General features: G+C 68.2%; 14 protein-coding genes. 8 read left to right on the forward strand and 6 right to left on the reverse strand.

The genetic code is table 11. The annotated features are described in order from the left end of the window. Window positions 1–1,287 precede the first annotated feature (1,287 nt). From OG206_RS01600 to OG206_RS01610, 3 genes are all read left to right on the forward strand, one after another. Window positions 1,288–2,868, forward strand: a complete 1,581-nt coding sequence (locus tag OG206_RS01600; protein ID WP_327111363.1) for a class I adenylate-forming enzyme family protein — start codon at window positions 1,288–1,290, stop codon at window positions 2,866–2,868. Next, window positions 2,852–4,387 carry a flavin-containing monooxygenase gene (locus tag OG206_RS01605; RefSeq protein ID WP_327111365.1) on the forward strand — a complete coding sequence of 512 codons (1,536 nt, stop codon included), beginning with the start codon at window positions 2,852–2,854 and terminating at the stop codon, window positions 4,385–4,387. Before OG206_RS01600 ends, OG206_RS01605 begins: the two co-directional genes overlap by 17 nt. A 357-nt stretch (window positions 4,388–4,744) precedes the next feature. Continuing rightward, entirely contained in the window at window positions 4,745–6,070 is a 1,326-nt protein-coding gene (locus OG206_RS01610) for a hypothetical protein (protein WP_327111367.1), read from the forward strand. 196 nt (window positions 6,071–6,266) lie between these two features. On the opposite strand, the gene OG206_RS01615 is transcribed toward OG206_RS01610, so the two are convergent. The 3 genes from OG206_RS01615 to OG206_RS01625 form a co-directional block, all read right to left on the reverse strand. Then, complete coding sequence (locus OG206_RS01615) at window positions 6,267–7,082, reverse strand: alpha/beta fold hydrolase (RefSeq protein ID WP_327111369.1); 816 nt, start codon at window positions 7,080–7,082, stop codon at window positions 6,267–6,269. A gap of 61 nt (window positions 7,083–7,143) precedes the next feature. Next, window positions 7,144–7,512, reverse strand: a complete 369-nt coding sequence (locus tag OG206_RS01620) for a DoxX family protein (protein WP_327111371.1) — start codon at window positions 7,510–7,512, stop codon at window positions 7,144–7,146. 185 nt (window positions 7,513–7,697) lie between these two features. Continuing rightward, on the reverse strand, window positions 7,698–9,086 hold the full coding sequence (locus OG206_RS01625; protein ID WP_327111373.1) for an FAD-dependent oxidoreductase: 1,389 nt from the start codon (window positions 9,084–9,086) through the stop codon (window positions 7,698–7,700). 408 nt (window positions 9,087–9,494) lie between these two features. Between OG206_RS01625 and OG206_RS01630 the strand changes: the two genes are divergently transcribed. The 5 genes from OG206_RS01630 to OG206_RS01650 all read left to right on the forward strand — a co-directional run bounded on the left by OG206_RS01630 (window position 9,495) and on the right by OG206_RS01650 (window position 14,496). Further along, on the forward strand, window positions 9,495–9,752 hold the full coding sequence (locus OG206_RS01630) for a hypothetical protein (protein ID WP_327111375.1): 258 nt from the start codon (window positions 9,495–9,497) through the stop codon (window positions 9,750–9,752). A 456-nt stretch (window positions 9,753–10,208) separates the two neighbouring features. Beyond that, entirely contained in the window at window positions 10,209–11,156 is a 948-nt protein-coding gene (locus tag OG206_RS01635; protein WP_327111377.1) for an ABC transporter ATP-binding protein, read from the forward strand. Next, entirely contained in the window at window positions 11,153–12,187 is a 1,035-nt protein-coding gene (locus OG206_RS01640; protein WP_327111379.1) for an ABC transporter permease, read from the forward strand. Before OG206_RS01635 ends, OG206_RS01640 begins: the two co-directional genes overlap by 4 nt. A 278-nt stretch (window positions 12,188–12,465) precedes the next feature. After that, window positions 12,466–13,827 (forward strand): MFS transporter, encoded by a 1,362-nt coding sequence (locus OG206_RS01645; protein ID WP_327111381.1) that lies wholly within the window; start codon window positions 12,466–12,468, stop codon window positions 13,825–13,827. A gap of 27 nt (window positions 13,828–13,854) precedes the next feature. Continuing rightward, window positions 13,855–14,496, forward strand: a complete 642-nt coding sequence (locus tag OG206_RS01650; protein WP_327111383.1) for a TetR/AcrR family transcriptional regulator — start codon at window positions 13,855–13,857, stop codon at window positions 14,494–14,496. A gap of 112 nt (window positions 14,497–14,608) precedes the next feature. On the opposite strand, the gene gndA is transcribed toward OG206_RS01650, so the two are convergent. From gndA to OG206_RS01665, 3 genes are all read right to left on the reverse strand, one after another. Further along, window positions 14,609–16,048 (reverse strand): NADP-dependent phosphogluconate dehydrogenase, encoded by a 1,440-nt coding sequence (gene gndA, locus OG206_RS01655; protein ID WP_327111385.1) that lies wholly within the window; start codon window positions 16,046–16,048, stop codon window positions 14,609–14,611. Window positions 16,049–16,544: 496 nt separating this feature from the next. Further along, the gene (locus OG206_RS01660) at window positions 16,545–17,105 is read right to left on the reverse strand and encodes an NADPH-dependent FMN reductase (protein WP_327111387.1); all 561 of its coding nucleotides are present in this window, start codon (window positions 17,103–17,105) and stop codon (window positions 16,545–16,547) included. A gap of 532 nt (window positions 17,106–17,637) precedes the next feature. Further along, window positions 17,638–18,204 (reverse strand): ester cyclase, encoded by a 567-nt coding sequence (locus OG206_RS01665; protein WP_327111389.1) that lies wholly within the window; start codon window positions 18,202–18,204, stop codon window positions 17,638–17,640. Window positions 18,205–18,542: the final 338 nt, after the last annotated feature.

Consider the following 18,542-nt stretch of genomic DNA (forward strand, 5'->3'; position numbering starts at 1 on the left):
TGGTCACTGGGCCGTACCCGACCTGACGGGTAGTGGGAAACAGCTCACTGTTTCAGGTTCCACCGGGGGTCCCTGGCGAGATCTGCCGGCACGGGAAGCCGGTGTCTGTACGGCAATGCTGCTCGTCCGCTGACGGCGCCCGGGGCCGGATGCTGCAGACGGCTCAGCCGCCCTGCCTTCGCCGAGCGGGTCGGCTGCTCAGTGGTCGGGGGTCGACTCCGCATCCCGCCGAGCCGTCAGGTCCGGTTTCGCCGTCCTCGGATGGAGCATGGCGGAGCTCGTTCTACGGGCGGCCGCCGGGCAGAGGTGTGTCCCTGTCGCACCACCGCCCCAGCCGGAGGCCCGGCTACAGGGTCGGCCGGCGTGTGAGACTGCCGCACCATCAAAGACCGGATGGTGAACTCTTGCCCCGGGCCTGCCTGTCCAGGTACTCGATCAACCTGGTTTCGCTCCGCTTAATACGCTCCCGCTGATCGTCGGGCAGCGATGCCAGCGCATCAATGAGAACTCGCTTACGGGGAACGTGAACCATCGCGCCGGAGTAGATCCGGCAGCCGGAACACCACGCGAACCCGATGCACCGCTCAAACATGGAGGACTCAGGCGGAGAGAAGCGGTACTGGTACGAGCGGGCAGGCGTCCCGCAGGTCGCACAGATCCGCCGATCCCCATCAGGCACCGTCTTCCAGGCCGCGACCTTGAGCCATCGCCACCGTTCGCCGGGCGCTCTTCAAATCGTCATGCGAAGCATTGTTCCTCACGATGAGCCGCCATGGCATCACGTCCCGGCCCCTGCACTCAGCTCTGCACGTTCACTCGTACTTACCTTTGCACTTCAACTCGTACGCCGACACAAGACCTCACCGTTCCCGCAGGACGCCTGATCTGGACCACGAAGCAATGCCCGGAACCACACACGACCTGACCGCGGCCGCGGGCTCACGGCATTCCCGCCGCCCTCGCCGCAGACGACATCACATGCTGAGCCGACAAGGCGATCAGGGCCGGCCCCGCGATCCGTGTCCAGATGCGCCGAACGGGTTCACTGCCGACCGCTGGCGCCACCCGCGGTCCTGAGCGGTCGTCCTGCAGCCCTCGCGTCTTCGCGACGGCCTGCCTGACGGGGCGTTGTACGATCATTGGCGACACGTGTGCCGGTTCCGGTCATTGCTACCGGTGTTCGCAGACACGTATGGGCCGTTTCCCGGTCACGCACGAGGCCAAAGATGTCCGGCATCCGGCCATGGCCCCGTCCTTCCTCCTTCCGACGCACGCCAAGGAGCTGTGATGCGCGCGAAAACACTTGCTCGCAGATTCATCGAGATTGGTGCCGAGCACGGTGGACGCGAGGCACTGGTGGACGGGCCCGTGCGTCTGCACCACGGCGAGGTGCTGCGCCGGGCCACCGCCGTCGCAGTCCGGTTGAGGCACCTGGGGGTCGGGCCCGGCGATCGGGTGGCGATCCTCCTGCCGAACTGCTGGGAGTACGCCGTCACTTATATGGGCGTGCAACTCACCGGCGCCATCGCCGTACTCGTGAACACCCGGCTCGCCGGTCCTGAGCTCACCCATGTCTTCAGCGACAGCGGTGCCACGGTGATCGTCACGGATGGCAGGCAGGGCATGCTGGGCTCCCGGATCCCGGGAGAATTCGCCGAGCTCGTCGTCCCGGTGGAAACACTGCTGGCCGCCCCGGACCCCGGAGTTCCGGACGTGGACCCGAGTTCGCTGCCCGGCTGCGAGCGGGACGCGTCCGACGTGGCGCACCTGCTCTACACCTCGGGCACCACCGGCAGGCCCAAGGGTGCGATGCACACGCACGCGAACCTGCTCTTCAACGCACGCACCGTCCGCGAGCGCCTCGGGGCAGGGCCGGACGAACGCACGCTCATCGCTGCTCCGATGTTCCACGCGGTCGGCGTGGTGTCGCAGTTCGTCGGATTCGTCACAGCCGGCGGCTGCTGCGTCTTCACGCCGGAGTTCAAGGCGAAGACCGTGGTGGAGCTGATGGCCCGCGAGCGGATCACGTTCTTCGCCGGCGTCGCCGCGATGCTCCGCCTGATCCTCCTCGAAGCCGAACACACCGCCCCCGATCTGTCCAGCCTGCGCCTCTTCGTCATGGGCGGCTCCCCGGTTCCGGAGGACTTCCCGGGCGAGGTCGCAAAGCGTCTGCCCGGTCTGACCCTCGCCAATGTGTGGGGGCTGACCGAGGGCACCTCGATCACCACGTACACCGAGGGCGAGGAGTACTCCGCGCATGCCGGAACAGTGGGACTGCCCGTGGCGGGACTCGAGGTCGCGGTCTCGGCCGGCGGTGGCCGGCCGGAGGACCTGCGGGACACCGTGGGCGAGTTGTGCATGCGCGGCCCCGCGGTGAGCGCTGGCTACTGGAACAACCCGGACGCCACAGCCGCGACCTTCGTCGACGGGTGGCTGCACACCGGAGATGTCGGCAGCGTGGACGGCCAGGGCTTCGTGCGCGTGCTCGACCGTCTCAAGGACATGATCATCCGTGGCGGGGAGAACGTCTACTGCCTGGAGGTCGAGAACGCGCTGAACACGCATCCCGACGTCGCCGATGTCGCCGTGGTCGGCGTGAGTGACCCGATTCTGGACGAACGGGTGCGCGCGGTGGTCGTGCCGCGCTCCGGCTGCTCCCCCGACGTGGAGTCTCTGCGCAGGCACGCCGCGGCCTCGCTGGCCGACTACAAGGTGCCTTCCGAGTTCCTCTTCGTGGAGGAACTGCCGCGCAACGCGTCCGGCAAGGTCCTGAAGCGCAGTCTCGTGGAGATCGCGCTCACCGCTCCCGACGACGACCGGCCTCGCGCGGGCGACGTCACCGAGGAGAATGATGCGCTCCCCCTCTGAACCGGTCACCGGGCAATCCGACCCCCACACCGTCGTCGACGTCGTGATCGTGGGCGCGGGGTTCAGCGGGCTGGGCGTCGCAGCCATGCTCGACAGGGCGGGTTTCGCGTCGTTCGTGATCCTCGAGGCCGCCGACGACCTCGGCGGCGCCTGGCGCGACAACACGTATCCGGGGTGCGGTTGTGACATCCCGTCCCCGCTGTACTCGTACTCCTTCGATCAGAAGGCTGACTGGAGCAGGCTTTTCGCCAGGCAGCCGGAGATCCTGGGCTATCTGCGTGATGTCGCCCACCGGCGACGGCTCGTCGGCCGGGCCCGCTTCGGCCGGCGGGTCGACAGCGCCCGGTGGATCGGGGCAGAGGCCCGCTGGGAGGTGATGACTTCAGCCGGCGAGACGTATCGCGCGCGGTTCCTCGTCTCCGCGGTGGGTCCGCTGCATCATCCCGCCTACCCGGATCTGCCCGGGATCGATTCGTTCGACGGGCCGGCCTTCCACTCCGCGGCCTGGCGGCACGACGTCGACCTGCGCGGCAAGCGGGTGGCGGTCATCGGCGCAGGCGCCAGCGCGATCCAGTTCGTTCCGGCGATCGTGGACGAAGTCGCGGCGCTCACCGTCTTCCAGCGCACTCCGCCGTGGATAGTCCCCAAGGCCGACCGCCCTTTCGACAGGCGCCACCGTCTGCTCGCCCGGTGGTTCCCTCCCTACCGCTGGTGGGTACGTGAGCGGCTGTTCCGGATCCACGAGGAGCGGGCTGCCGGGTTCGTGAGCGACCGCAGGGCCATGGCGAAGACCGAGGCGCTGGCGCGCAGGCTGATCGAGAGGCAGGTACCCGACCCGGACATGCGCACGGCGGTCACTCCTGACTACGCCGTCGGCTGCAAACGGCTCCTCGTCTCGAACGACTGGTATCCCGCTCTGGCCAGACCCCATGTCCAGGTGCGGCGCGGCGGGGTCGGTGAGGTGCGGCCGGGTGGCGTCGTCGGTGACGACGGAGTCGAGGTCGCGGCCGACGTCCTCGTCTACGGAACCGGATTCGACTCCCAGAACACCGTACGCATCGACATCACGGGACGAGGCGGTGTGACACTCGCCGAAGCCTGGGAGGACGGCAATCAGGCCTACCTCGGGACCACCGTCGCCGGATTCCCCAACATGTTCCTTATGGTCGGGCCGAACACCGGACTCGGGCACAACTCGCAGATCTTCATGATCGAGTCGCAGGCCCGCTACGTCGTCTCCCTCCTGCGCCGGTTGCGCCGCCGCCGTGCGGACTCGCTCGAGGTGCGTCCGGATGTCCAGGGCGCCTTCAACGAGTGGATGGACGGGCGCATGGCCGGCACCGTCTGGCAGTCCGGCGGTTGCCGCAGTTGGTACCAGGATCCGCGTTCGGGCCGTAACACCGTCCTGTGGCCCGGCACCGCGCTGGCCTTCCGGCGCCGCACCCGGCGCATCAGGATGACGGACTACCGGGTGGAGCGAAGGGGAAGTGGCGACGCGCGCGGCGGCAGGAGTCGGTGAGGGCCGCCTACGGCCATGGCTCGTTCACGGCCTGGCCGACGCGCACGGCGGGCGCCCGCCGTGCTTCGCGCGGACCGGTGCACCTCCGCACCACGATGGACTTCACCGAACCGGTAGAGCGGCCCACCCGTCTCCACAACGACGCCGATGGTCGGCACAGAAGCAGGAAGCAGGAAGCAGGAAGCGCCGCGAACGCATCGTGACCGCAGAGGCACCCAGCGGATCCGACCGGCCGGCACAGACCCGCATCATGGGCCGTGACATTACTAACGCCGGATACACATATACGTCGAAACCGTCGTACCTTGATACGTCAAGCAAGGCGTACACGCAGGAGAAATGACGAATGGGGCGTTCATGCGCACTTTCACCCGCAGGGGCATTCTCGGCCTGAGCGCGGGCGCAGCAGCCGCCGTAGGACTCGCGGCGTGCCACTCCCTCGCATCGCCGAAAAGTGCGCACGCGGTCGACGGCCCGAGCGGCACCCCCGCCGCCCCCGGTACCACCGGACCCGCCGAACCCACCGTCCGGCTCATCGGAGACGGTTCGACCTCGTACACCGGGAAGCAGCCGCACCAGCCTGCCGCACCCGTGCCACTGGAGCCCAGCCAGACCCCTCCTCAGTTCGTCGTCTTCTCCTGGGACGGCGCGGGCGAGGTCGGCAACGGGCTCTTCCCCCGTTTTCTCGACCTGGCTCAGCAGCACGGGGCGTACATGACCTTCTTCCTCTCGGGCCTGTATCTGCTGCCCGAGTCGAAGAAGCGGCTGTACGACCCTCCGAACAATCCGCGCGGCGCCTCGGACATCGGCTATCTCACCGACGAGCACGTCCAGGCCACCCTCGCGAACGTGCGCCGGGCCTGGCTGGAGGGCCATGAGATCGGCACGCACTTCAACGGCCACTTCTGTGGCGGTCGTGGCAGCGTCGGCAACTGGACGCCCCAGCAGTGGCGGACGGAGATAGACCAGGCCAAGTCGTTCGTGAAGGAGTGGCGGACCAACACCGGCTGGACCGACGAGCCGCCTCTGCCCTTCGACTACGACAAGGAACTGGTGGGCGGTCGGACCCCGTGCCTGCTCGGTCAGGACAGTCTGCTCCCCACGGCGCTCGAGCTCGGATGGCGCTACGACGCCTCCTCACCCGGAGGCCGTCAGGTCTGGCCCGTGAAGAGGGAGGGGGTCTGGGACCTGCCGTTGCAGCAGATTCCCTTCCCCGGACACTCCTTCGAGGTCCTGTCGATGGACTACAACATGCTCGCCAACCAGTCGGTCAACTCGACGCGGGCTCCCGCCTACAACTACCCCGGCTGGCGGGACCAGGCCACCCAGGCCTACATATCCGGCTTCCAGCGGGCCTACGAGTCGAATCGGGCGCCGTTCTTCATCGGCAACCACTTCGAGGAGTGGAACGGCGGTATCTACATGGACGCCGTCGAAAAGGCGCTTGAGCACATAGCTCAGGAGAGGGACAACGGCGGCGACGTGCGCCTCGTCTCCTTCCGCCAGTTCACCGACTGGCTCGATGTTCAGCGGCCCGAAGTGCTGGCCGCGCTGCGTGGGCTGGATGTCGGCCGGCAGCCGACGGAAGGGTGGGCCGGCTTCCTGGGAAGCCGGCCCGGCACGGCCGGGACACCGGGGGCCTCCGAGGCTCCTGACCGGCGTGACTCCGGAGCCGCCGCCTGAGGAGGCGGGCCGCATCTGCTGAAGCGCCGAAAGCCGACGAGCGGACGCTCGTCGGCTTTCGGCACGTGATCGCGCCTGCGACAGACCCGTCAGGCGTGATCCGAAGGCACCAGGGACCGGGCTCGCAGGCCCTCAGCGCCCCGGCCGAGGGATCCGGCCGGAACACCGACGCTCTGCCGTGGTGCGCGCCATGGGGTCAGCCCAGGTCGGTGATGAACCGGGTGAGAATGTGCGCGAAGTCCTCCGGGGCCTCCAGATGAGGAGCGTGTCCGACGCCCGGCAGGATTTGCACGGCACCGCGCCAGAGCGTCGGCATGCTGATTCCGTTCAGGTACTCCGAACTGACCAGCTGTTCGCCCTCACCGTGCAGCACCGCAAGGGGCTGCGTCAGGTGTTCCACGACAGCCCTCTCGTCGGCGAAGGCCCCAGCCTGGAGACTCGCCAGGAGGCCGGCGCGAGCCGCCCCGTCGGTGGCGAGCACGTCCGCGACGAGCTCTTCGGTCGGCAGCTTCGATCCAGGGGCCAGGAAACTCCTGGCGTAGGACAAAGCTGCTTCGGCGTCCACTTCCGGGGAGAATCCGACGCCCATGGCGGGGTTCGGCAGGAAGGCCCGGCCGACATCGGCCGGGCTGCCGACGGGCGGGGTACCGAAGAGGACGAACCCTGCGGCCTCGGGCAGTACGGAGGCTGCTTCAAGGGCTATGTGTCCTCCCAGGCTCCAGCCGACCATCACCGCGTCCTCAGCCTGCAGTTCCCTGACGAAGCCGGCGAGAACGGAAGCGTAGGACCGCAGTGAGTAGTCGTCGGCCCGCCCGAAGTGTGCTGACCCGCCGTGGCCGGGCAGGTCCGGTGCGAGGCAGCGGTACCGCTCACCGAAGGGGCCGTTGAGCAGGTGCCGCCAGACACGGCTGGAGGAGGAGTTCCCGTGCACCAGGACGACCGTCCGCCCGGTTCCTTCCGAGGCGGTGTAGCTGACGCGCTGCCCGTCGATGCTGATCCGCTGTTCCTTCACAAGGCTTCCTTCTTCCTGGACCCGACGCGCCGCTTCTCATCCGCGTTCAACGGCTGTTCCGTCACAAAGAAGCGGCCAGGGTGATGGCGGAGGCTACCGCAAGAACAAGGAAGATGACCGGGGCCATAGCTGCGTTGCGGGCGGCGCTGTCCCGGTAGTCGCCCCACTTCGTGTGGAAGCTGATCGCCCCGAGGAACACGACGGCCAGGCCGGCCGCAGCCGCGATACCCAGCGGCTGCCACCAGATGCCGACGACGAGGCCGATACCCGCGGCCACTTCGGCCAGGCCTATCAGGCGGACCATGGTGGCGCTGAGGCCCTTCTGGATCAGACCGTCAGGCACATCACCCTTGAGCTGCGCCTTGGGGGCGCCGGCGGCGAGAGTTGCGAGGGCCAGCAGGATGCTGAGGACAACGGCTGCAATGTACATGATCATTCCTTCTCGTAATGTCTGAAGACAGATGTGGATGTTGTGCTTCTGGGGACTTTGCGCGAGCCCACCGGACTTGTCCTGAGTGAGGATTGCGTCCGGGTGAGTTCTTCCTAACCGGCGCGTCGGCTCGTGGCGACTGCGACTGCGCAGGTGTCAAGGCGGACAACGTGGTTCGTGCCTCATCACAGCCTGCCCGCCCGCTGGTTCACGGCAACGGCCCGCTCGATCAGCGCCGGGTCGGCCAGGGTGTCGGGGTGGGCGAACATGAACCGAACCGCCTGGCACGCCTCGGCAATCGTCGCGTCGGTCCGGGCAGCCTGCATGAGCTGCTCCATCGCGGACCGCTGCCGTTGAAGTTCTTCACTCCTCTCGACTCCCTGGAGGATGTCCGTCCGCACGGCGTCCGCGCTCGCGGAGAGTCCCCATGCAGCGTCCGTCGCGACCTTCTGCGAAGCGAAGAAGCGCTGTCCGGGAAGGGCGAGATCGGGGTCACTGGCGAGGTAGTCGGACAGACAGGCCGCGTGCAGAGCGGCTGAGGACACACCTTGGGCGTACTTCGCGTTGAGGGACACCGCCGCGTCCCCGACGCTCACGATGCGGGCCGGGAAGTGCGCGAGCCCGACGAAGTCGCGGCGCCTGCTGGTGGCCTGACGGAATCTCATCACATCGCGGACGACGACACCGTCGGCAGCCCTGCTGAAGGACGCCGGAAGCCTGTCACAGAGCGCACGGAATTCCTCCATCGACCCGGGAGGCTTGTTGCCTCCGTAGACGAGCAGGCAAACCATTCGCTGGTCGTTCTCGACCGGAACGACCAGGCCCGCGGCCAATCCACCCGGACCTGCGAACTGCGGGTACTGGAGTGTCGTGAACCGCCGGTCTGCGCCTGTGCCGGCTCCGCCGAACACGGCGGTCGTGTAGTGGATGCCGGTCTCCATGCGCTGCTGGTGAGGCCGGCTGTAGCCCGCCTCGTCCAGCCAGTCCGAAAGGTTACTGGAACGACCCATCGCGTCCACGACGAAGTCGACGGGCAGGATGTCCTCGCCGTCCACCTCCAGGTACCGGACGGCACTCACCGCGTCGTCCTGGTACACGAGGCCCGTCACCTGCGCCGTGATGGTCGAGACGTTGGGCAGGTCGAGTACGCGGCGGCGCAACGCCGATTCGAGGAAGGGGCGGCTGGACAGAAGCATGTGCGTGTCGCCGGTGCGCAACTGCTCCACGCCGTCGACGTAAAAGTCCATCGCGTCCGGCGTGAGCAGGACTCCACCGTCATCACGCATCTCGTCCGTGATGCCGGGCAGCCAGCCTTCCATCAGTGCGAGCCCGCCAGGCATCAGAGCGTGGGCCTGCTGATCGTGCGGTACACCGGCCCGTGGCTGCCCGGTCACGTCCACCTCGTCGCGCTCGATGACCAGCACCTCACGGGCGTAGTCGGCGAGCACACGGGCGGCCAGGAGGCCGGCAATGCTGCCGCCGAGCACACAGGCCGTGTCGAACAGGACCGGCGTGGACTCCGGCACGTCCTGCCGGACAAGTCTGTCGAACACGGCGACGGGCGATTCAGCCACCTTCACTCCTACGCCTGGTGGTGGCCGTGCGGCCGCCGGGTTGGCCGTTGCGGGCCAATCACCGATCGTGACCGCGCCCCGTCGGCAGTGCTTGTCTAGGAAAGTAAATCTCCATGTAGTTGCGTTGTCAAACACATAAGCCGACCGACGCGACGTTCAAGGCCCTCGGCACAGGAGTAGTCGCACACGAACGCCCACGCCGTCGCCTGGAGCGCGAGCGGCCAGGCTGCGCATCCGCTCGTGCGCGTGGGCTGCCACCGTCACGCAGTGCCGTTCACGAATCCGGCAGTCCGGTTCAGCGGACATACCAAAGTACAGAGATCCCGCATCCCCATGCTTCCTTGGTCTGCGAACTAGGCGTACCTATGGCCGAAGCCGCAGTTTCTCCAGATCGTTAGCGTGATGAACATGAACCTCAAGAAGCTTTCCGAAGATTTCATGCGGGCAGGAATCCCCGCAGTTCTGTTCACCGTTACGGGATTGTTCGTCACCGTATTCGCGGCTGTACAGATCCTCGATCGGGTCTGGGCCCACGTGGCACTGAACCTGCCGAACGTCCCCGGGCTCGGCGCGGTGGCCGCACTGCTCGTCGGCGGCGCCTTCCTCGTGGTCGCTGCACTGATCCACCGGCACGCGTCAACCGGGCGTACGCAAGCACGCGGGTGAGGTGAGGAGTTGGGAGCGCCGGTGGGCGGCCGGCCCGCGTTCTCGTCCGTGTGCGGGCGGGTGCCTGCACACGGACACACGCCATGAGCTGAGCACGAGCGGCCGCCGGACGGGCGCCTTCCGACGCGGGTCGAGCCGCGCATCGGTCTCGGCCGGAATCCCGGCCCGGGTCGGCTTGGGCTATGGCATGAAACGCGGTCGTGTCCTGATCGGCATGCACCATCCATTCCAATGAGCGGAATTTCGCCGAATACACACGAATTCCGGCGCGTCACCCGCCTTCCATCACATCTCGATCGTCCCCTCTTTCGCCGGTCACGTCGCCGGCCGGCACTGCCCGGCCGGCCGAAGGCGGCAGAACCGACCTTCGCCTCGTCCGGTGAGCCGCATCCGCTGCGCGGCTCCCGCCTCACCACGCACGCCATCACCTACGGAAAGAGCACAGGCCAGTACGTCATGACCGATTCCCCCAGGGGCCACGAGGCCCCTCGAGTACCCGCGATCGAGGCCGTCGGCCTCGGAAGGCGCTACCGACGCGGGTGGGCACTGCGCGACACCTCCTTCCGCCTTCCCGCCGGCCGCATCTGCGCACTGGTCGGTCCCAACGGCGCCGGTAAGACCACCCTTCTGTCCATGGCCGCCCATCTGATCGAGCCCACCACCGGCACGATCACGCTGTCCGGACACCATCCGGGCACCGCTGAAGCACGCCAGGGCACCGCCTTCCTCAGCCAGCAGAAGGCCCTCTACTCACGTTTCCGCGTCCACGAGATCCTCCGGATGGGACGAGAGCTCAACCCCACCTGGCACCAGGAGACGGCCGAGTCGGTCGTCGAGGCCGGCAACATTCCCATGAGCGCCCGCGTCGGCACTCTTTCGGGCGGACAGTCCACCCGCGTCGCCTTCGCCCTGGCCCTGGGCAAACAGCCCCGGCTGATGCTCCTGGACGAGCCCATGGCCGACCTGGACCCCCTGGTCCGCCATCAGATGACAGATCTCCTGCAGCAGGAAGCCAGGAGGAACGGCTCGACCGTCGTGATGTCCTCGCACCTGGTCTCCGAGCTGGAGAGCGCCTGCGACTACCTCGTGCTGGTCAACAGCGGCACCGTGCGCCTCGCCGGCGAGGTGGACACCCTCCTCGCCCAGCACCGCCGGCTCACCACGGACTCCGTTGATCACGCGCGCCACCGGAAGGATCTCGAAGGGCACACGGTGATCGCGACGTCCAGCGCGGACGGCCGGATCACCTCACTCGTCCGAACCGGTCCGGCACTGTCGAATGAGCTCGGCCTTCTCCCTCCCACGCTCGAGGAACTCGTGATCGGCTACCTCCGCACGCCCGACGCACCGACACTGCTCGCTCCGAGCGCGCAGATCGCCGGCGACAGCGAGGTAGCGGCATGAGCGCCGGTGCCCCGCTGACACGAGTCCGGCCCGCCCGCCGCCTGCGGCTGAGCGGACTGACCTGGCTGATCTGGCGACAGAACCGCACAGCCTTCTGGATCGGCCTGGCAGCCGCGGCCGCACTCACGGTCTACGCCGTCATCCAGCACCAGAGTGTGGCTGCGGCGGCCGGCGCGCAGCACCTGCGGGCCTGCCGCGCCCACGCGGGCTCCGTCGATTGCGTACGAGACCTGGTGGCGTTCCAGCACGACCACCAGAACCCGATCCGGCGCCCTCTGCAGGCCATGCTCCTGCTTCCCTTCCTGTTCGGTCTGTTCCTCGGTGGCCCACAGATCGCGCAGGAGCTGGAGTCCGGCACGTACCGCACGGTCGCCACCCAGTCCGTCACCCGCATGCGCTGGTTCATGGCGAAGCTCTGTGTGCCCCTCGCCATGGTCGTGGTCATCAGCGGCGTGATGGCAGCCGCGATGACCTGGTGGTGGCACCCGATCGTCGAAACGGCCGGGTACCAGCAGTGGCAGTACTGGTACCCCTTCTACGGGATCGGGCCCGTCGTCGTCGGCCTGAGTGTCCTGCTCTACCTGGTAGGAATGACCTTGGGTCTCCTCCTGCGCCGCACCGTCCTCGCCATGGGTGCCACACTCGCCCTCGGCGGCGGGCTCTTCGCGATGATCGAGTGGGCCCGTCCCTATCTCCCGCCGCGCCACACGGCCACTGCCCAGCACACCTCCACGCCCCCGGTCCCCGACGACGCGTGGCTCGTGGCGGACGGTCCGCTGTCACCGACCGGCCGGCACGTACCCGAAGCCTGGGACTGCTTCACCGCCAAGGACCCCGGGCCGTGCCTCAGCTCACACGGCATCTCGGGACGCTGGGCCGATTACCACCCCGTCTCGGACCTCTGGCCTCTGCAGTGGTCGACGACGGGCATCTGCCTGGTGCTGTCGGTCGTCCTCATCGCCGTCTCGGCCTGGTGGGTCGGCAACGGGTTCAGCAGCAGCTTCCGCAAGGCCTCTGCGGGTCGTCCTTGACCGACGCAGGAACGCCCGTGGGTGCGGCACACCATCCGGTGTGCCGCACCCACGGGCCGCCGGACACGCGGTGCACCGGTAGGCACGTCTCGACCGCGCGGCAGACGTTCACCGTCGGGCTCACTGGCATGACGGAACGAACGGGACCGGATGCAGGGAGCGACGGGAGCGGGGGTGCCGCTCGCCGTGCGACACGACTCACAGCCTGAGGAGACTCACCACTAGACAGACCTGTCTACTATGGAGCCATCCTTTCCGTCGAGCCCCGAGGGTGATCCATGAGAACCGCGTCCGTCGCTCCTCAAGCGGCCCCTTCCACCAGCCCTGCCAGGCGCGCTCCGGCGCATGCCGCGCAGGGCCGCCGGGCCATGGGACCGGCCGCGTCCCTGGCCCTGCTCGCCTCGATCCTCGTGTCGCTGCTGGCCGCGTCGAGCGCGCCCACTCCGCTCTACGCGATCTACCAGGCCCACTGGGGCTTCTCACCGATCACCATCACCGTCGTGTTCGGCGTGTACGCGGTGGCCGTGCTGGCATCGCTCCTGGTCTTCGGAAAGTTCTCCGACCACGTGGGCCGACGGCCCGTTCTGCTGGTCAGCCTCATCGGGCAGGCCCTCGCGATGATCGTGTTCGCCACCGCCGACGGGGTGGGCTCACTCCTCGTCGCCCGCGTCATCCAGGGCGTGAGCACCGGGGCCGCCGTCGGGGCCCTGGGTGCCGGAATGCTCGACATCAACCCTCGCAAGGGTGGCTTCCTGAACTCCCTGGCGCCCACACTGGGCACGGCCAGCGGCGCCTTGGTGTCCGGGCTGATCGTGCAGTACCTGCCCGGGCCGACCCGCCTCGTGTACTTCGTCCTGCTCGGCGTGTTCGTGCTCCAGGCAGTCGCCGTGCTCCGCCTGCATGAAACCGCGAGCCGCAAGCCGGGGGCGCTCGCCAGCCTGGTTCCCGAGATCAAACTGCCGAAGTCCGCGCGCGCCTCCGTGGTGATCGCGGCACCCGTCCTGTTCGCGGTGTGGGCGCTGACCGGTCTGTACGGAGCGCTGGGACCGGCCATCACCCGGACCCTGGTGCACTCCAGCTCCGTGGTGTGGGGTGGCCTGCCCCTGTTCGTCCTGGCCGGATCCGCCGGGCTGTCCGTACTGGTCCTACGGACCAAGGCAACGCGACGGGTCATGCTGATCGGGGTGAGCACCCTGGTCATCGGCGTGGTGATCACTCTCGTGTCCATAGCCGCCGGGAACGGCGGCACCGTCTCCGTGATCGGCTTCTTCGTCGGCGCCGCCGTCTCGGGGTTCGGCTTCGGAGGCGGATTCCAGGGCGGCATCCGACTCGTGATGCCGCAGGTCGAGCTCCACGAACGCGCCGGCGTGCTGTCCCTGCTCTACGTGGTGTGCTACCTGGGTCTGGGCCTGCCGGCCGTGATCGGTGGCGTCCTCGTGGTGCACGGCGGGCTGGTGCAGACCGCCAGGGAGTACGGCGCGGCGGTCATCGTGCTCGCTCTCGTAGCGCTTCCCGGGCTGTTGCGCGGCGATCGTCGGGCGGAAGCGGCGACAGGAACGGCGGCTCCGGCCGGTGTCCCCTCCGAGAGCGTGTCCGGAGTCGAGGACCATCGACTCGCAGTCGCCGCAGAGATAGAGTAGACAGAACTGTCTGAGGGAGTGATGGTCATGGCACCCAGAAGTGGAGCCAAGCTGCCGGCGCGCGAGCGTCTGCTCGAAGCTGCCGACGAGCTCTTCTACCGCGAGGGCGTTCAGACCGTCGGGATCGACCGGGTGATCGAGCATGCGGGCGTCGCCAAGGCATCCCTCTACAACACCTTCGGCAACAAGGAAGGTCTTGTCTGCGCCTATCTCGACCACCGGAGTGTCCGCATCCGGGATCGGATCACCCGCACGCTGACGCGCTTCCGGACCCCGCGCGAGCAGTTGCTCGGAGTCTTCGACGCCCAGGGCGAGGCGTTCACCGAAACCGGTTACAACGGCTGCGCTTTCGCCCGGGCCACTGCCGAAGCGCCGGAGGACAGCTCCATCAGACGCGCCGCCGAGAGCAACAGGACCTGGCTTCGCGACCTGCTCACGGCACTCGCCACGGAGTCCGGATATGCGGCGCCCGAGGAAGTGGCCCGCCAGTTGCACCTCCTGTACGACGGAGCGTCGCAGTCCGCTCGGATGGACCACGACCCCGCCGCCGCCACCACCGCGCGCGCCGCGGCAAGCATCCTGCTGGACGCGGCACCGCTCGCCTCAGAGGCAGCGATCCCCTCAGACGCGGAGCCGGGTCACCGCGAGACGGGGATCGTCACGGGTTGACTCCGTCGCCCCACCTTGTGCGTTGCGTCGGACGGTGGACGGGCCGCGACGCAGCCACCCGGCCGCACCGATGGGCGCAGCCGGGTGTACCTTCGTCCGATGGGCGTGCCGCCTACGCCGATACCTCGGACCGGTCTCCGCCCCACAACGTGTGGAACGAACCGTCGCGGTCCGTGCGCCGATAGGTGTGCGCGCCGAAGAAGTCCCTCTGCGCCTGGGTGAGCGCGGCAGGCAGCCGCTCCGCACGCAGGGCGTCGTAGTAGGCGAGGGCCGCCGCGAAGCCCGGTGCGGGGACGCCTTGGCGGGTCGCCGCGACCAGCACCTCACGCCAGTCGTCCTGGGCCTCGGCGATCTCCTGACCGAACGTGTCGTCGGAAAGCAGGCTCGGCAGGTCGGGACGACCGTCATAGGCAGCGCGGATACGGTCGAGGAACGCCGCGCGGATGATGCAGCCGCCGCGCCAGATGGACGCGATGGCGCCGAGGTCGACGTCCCAGCCGTACTCGTCGCTGCCTGCGGCGATCTCGTGGAATCCCTGCGTGTACGACACGATCTTCGACGCGTACAGGGCCTGCTCGACGCGGTCGGCGAAGGCCGCGGCCTCCGACGCTCCGAGCTGCTCGGCCTTCGGCCCGGCGAGCCCCCGCGAAGCCTCGCGCAGCTCGGCGTGCCCGGACAGCGAGCGCGCGAAGACGGCCTCCGCGATGCCCGAGACCGGAACGCCCAGGTCGAGCGCGATCTGCACGGTCCAGCGGCCGGTGCCCTTCTGCTCGGCACGGTCCTGCACCACGTCCACGAACGGCTTGCCCGTCGCCTCGTCCACGTGGGACAGGACTTCGGCGGTGATCTCGATCAGATAGGAGTCGAGGCGGCCGGTGTTCCAGGTGCGGAAGATGTCCGCGATCTGTGAGGGCGAATACCCTGCGACGTCGCGCAGCAGCTCGTATGCCTCACCGATCAGTTGCATGTCGGCGTACTCGATACCGTTGTGCACCATCTTCACGAAGTGCCCGGCGCCGTCCGGTCCCACATGCGTCACGCAGGGCGAGCCGTCCTTGGCCTTCGCGGAGATCTTCTCCAGCATGGGGCCCAGGGACTCGTAGGACTCCTTCGAACCACCGGGCATGATGCTCGGTCCGTTGAGCGCGCCCTCCTCGCCACCGGAGACACCCGTGCCGACGAAGTGAATGCCCTGTTCGCGCAGTGCGTGCTCACGCCGGCGGGTGTCCGCGAAATGGGCGTTGCCGCCGTCGATGATCATGTCGCCGGGCTCGAGGAGCGGGGCGAACTCCTGGATCACCGCATCGGTCGGATCCCCCGCCTTGACCATGATCACCAGACGGCGGGGTCGCTCCAGCGCCGCGACGAACTCTTCCGCGGATGTGGCCACAACGAAGTCGCCTTCGTGACCGAACTCCTCCGCGAGGGCCTTCGTCCGGGCGACGGTCCGGTTGTGGAGCGCCACCGTGTAGCCGTTGCGAGCAAAGTTCCGGGCGAGGTTGCGCCCCATGACTGCGAGGCCGGTCACGCCGATCTGAGCTGAGGTACTCATGCGATTGGCTCCTAGTGTCCTGCTGTCCTTGGTACTGATGGGTTTTCGCCGAGAAGGGCCACCCGACCATCCTGACGTGCCGAAACCCCGGACGCATGTCCGGTCCGGCGGAAGTCGGTACGCGTGGCGCAGCTCGGTGGTTTCACGAGCGGACGCCGGGTTGCGGGCTGAAGCAGGTGGATCAAGCTGCTTCGCCCACAGGTCACGGGCCGGGCGGACGTACGGGAGCCGGGTCGCTCAACCAGGTCCGCCGACAGGCCGGCGCGGCGATCCTCCGTACGGAAACCGCCGGGTAAGGCAGTGTCCTGCTCCGCGCGCCGTATGGGGTCGGACGCATCCCCGGGCGGACCGATGGGCTGTTCGGCGGCGCCATTGACGCCGAGCGCGCATCGGTCGCGCCGGGGGTCACCGCCGCTGCGCGGCGGTTCGCCTGTGGGGGCCGCCTGGAGAGGCGGCCCCCACAGGCCGTTGGAACGATCGAGCCGACGCGTGAACGTCAGACAGCGCGGAGCGGGGCGAGCGCCGCGCTCCAGGCCTGGACCTGGTCCAGCGTGGCGTTCAGCGCCTCGACCTGGTGCTCGCCGGGCTTGAACGTGCTGAAGTTCTCGAAGTCGGTGAACAGCGACAGCGAGACCTGCGCACGCACGTCCGCCAGCTGCAGCTCGGCGGAGATCAGACGCAGGTGCTCGATCGCACGGGCGCCACCCAGCGAACCGTAACCGACGAACCCGACGGCCTTGTTGTTCCACTCCGCGTACAGGAAGTCGATCGCGTTCTTCAGCGCGCCCGACGTCGAGTGGTTGTACTCCGGCGTCACCATGACGAAACCGTCGAACGAAGCGATCTTGCTCGCCCACTCACGGGTGTGCGGCTGCTGGTACTGACCCATCGACGGCGGGATCGCCTCGTCAAGGTGCGGCAGCTTGTAGTCCAGCAGATCGACAAGCTCGAACTCGACGTCCGTGCGCTGCGAAGCGACGTCGTGCACCCAGCGCGCCACCGCCTCGCCATTGCGGCCCGGGCGGGTGCTACCAAGGATGATACCGATCTTGACCATGCGAATACCCTTCGTGAAGACACTCTCGAAGCAGGTAGGAACCTTGCCCCGACAAGCAACATAACACGAACAGTTGCTTCGTCAAGTATTTGGATCCTGACTGGTGCCTCACGTCGAAGCGGGTCGCAATCCCGTACCTGCGCGGCACTCCCTGCTACGCGGGCCCACTCGAACCCGCCCGCAATCGGCCCGATCGACGGCGCCGGAGGCAGCAGGGTGGGCGTCGCCGCCGGTGGAGAGCACACGCCGACTCTCGGACTGTAAGGCGCGCGACGGGCATCAAAAAGGCAGGGCGAGTACCGCACAGGGCGGACACTACGGCGCAGGCGCTACGCCCTTCCGGACAACCCGCCTGCGCACAGCCCCGATTGCGGCGGAACGGCCCAGTCCAGCCCCCCTTTCCGCACGGCGGACACACGAAGGCCCGGAACAAGTAAAGGCCGCTTGCTCCGGGCGACTGGGCGGAAGAGGGGCGCGGGGTGCGCCGGCGGACGCCTGACAGCTGCCCGCTCCGGCGCCCGCTCGCGTCGGTTCAGCTGACCCGGTTCACCAGCGCAGCCGCTTCGGCCGCCTGCGCCGTGACCTGCGCCGCCGCCCGGGACGCGCGCCCGCTCACCTTCCAGCCCACCATGCGCAACGCTGTCGCCGGGGCGGGCGGAAAGACACCGAGCTGTCCGAGCATCGTGATGTCATCGCGCACGGCCTCGTGCCGGAACACCTTGCCGTCACGCAGATCCAGCACGTGGATCTGCTCGAAGTCGATCTCGTGCCCGGTCGGAGGGATGGCCTGGTCGAGCGAACCCTCGTCGAACCGCACGAAGGCCCCGGTGTGGCGGCCCTGCATTCGCAGCCGTACCCAGACCTGCCCGTCGCCCTCCACCGCCTCCAGGATCGGGAAGCGCAGGTCGCTGAAGGCCGAGCGCATCCACGCACCCGAGGCGAGTACACCGGCAGGTCCCGGGATCGAGCAGGCCGCAGGCGCGACCGAAGCCTCGCGGTTGTGGAAGTCGTCGGCCACCACCTGAGCGGCGAGAGTCGCGTCACCGGTCTCGAGGATGCGGAACAGCGCTCGGGCCAGTTCGACGGCGTCGGTTCCCATGGGTCTTACCTCTCGTCGCTTGCATCCACGTGGGGCAGATGCCGAGTAATTAAGGTTACAGGGTACCTAATCAATATGACCCACACCCCCCCGCGCCCGAGGGGGCAAGTAGCCGCCCACAGACAGTGAAACGTGTGCACAGAGGAGGTCGGGAGCGGAAAGGCGCCCCACCGTCACCCACTCAACCGCCCCCAGCCCGGGCAGCGGCACACCGAGGCACCGACCGCGAACACGACACTCGGCAGCAACCTCGCGGCAGCGGTGGCAGCGAGCGACACCAGCTGCGCACGCTGCTTGCCCGCATACAGAAACACCTCTATAGTTGCTGCGCGCAGCAA

Origin of the sequence: Streptomyces sp. NBC_01341, from assembly GCF_035946055.1 — a bacterium.
Classification (GTDB): Bacteria; Actinomycetota; Actinomycetes; order Streptomycetales; family Streptomycetaceae; genus Streptomyces.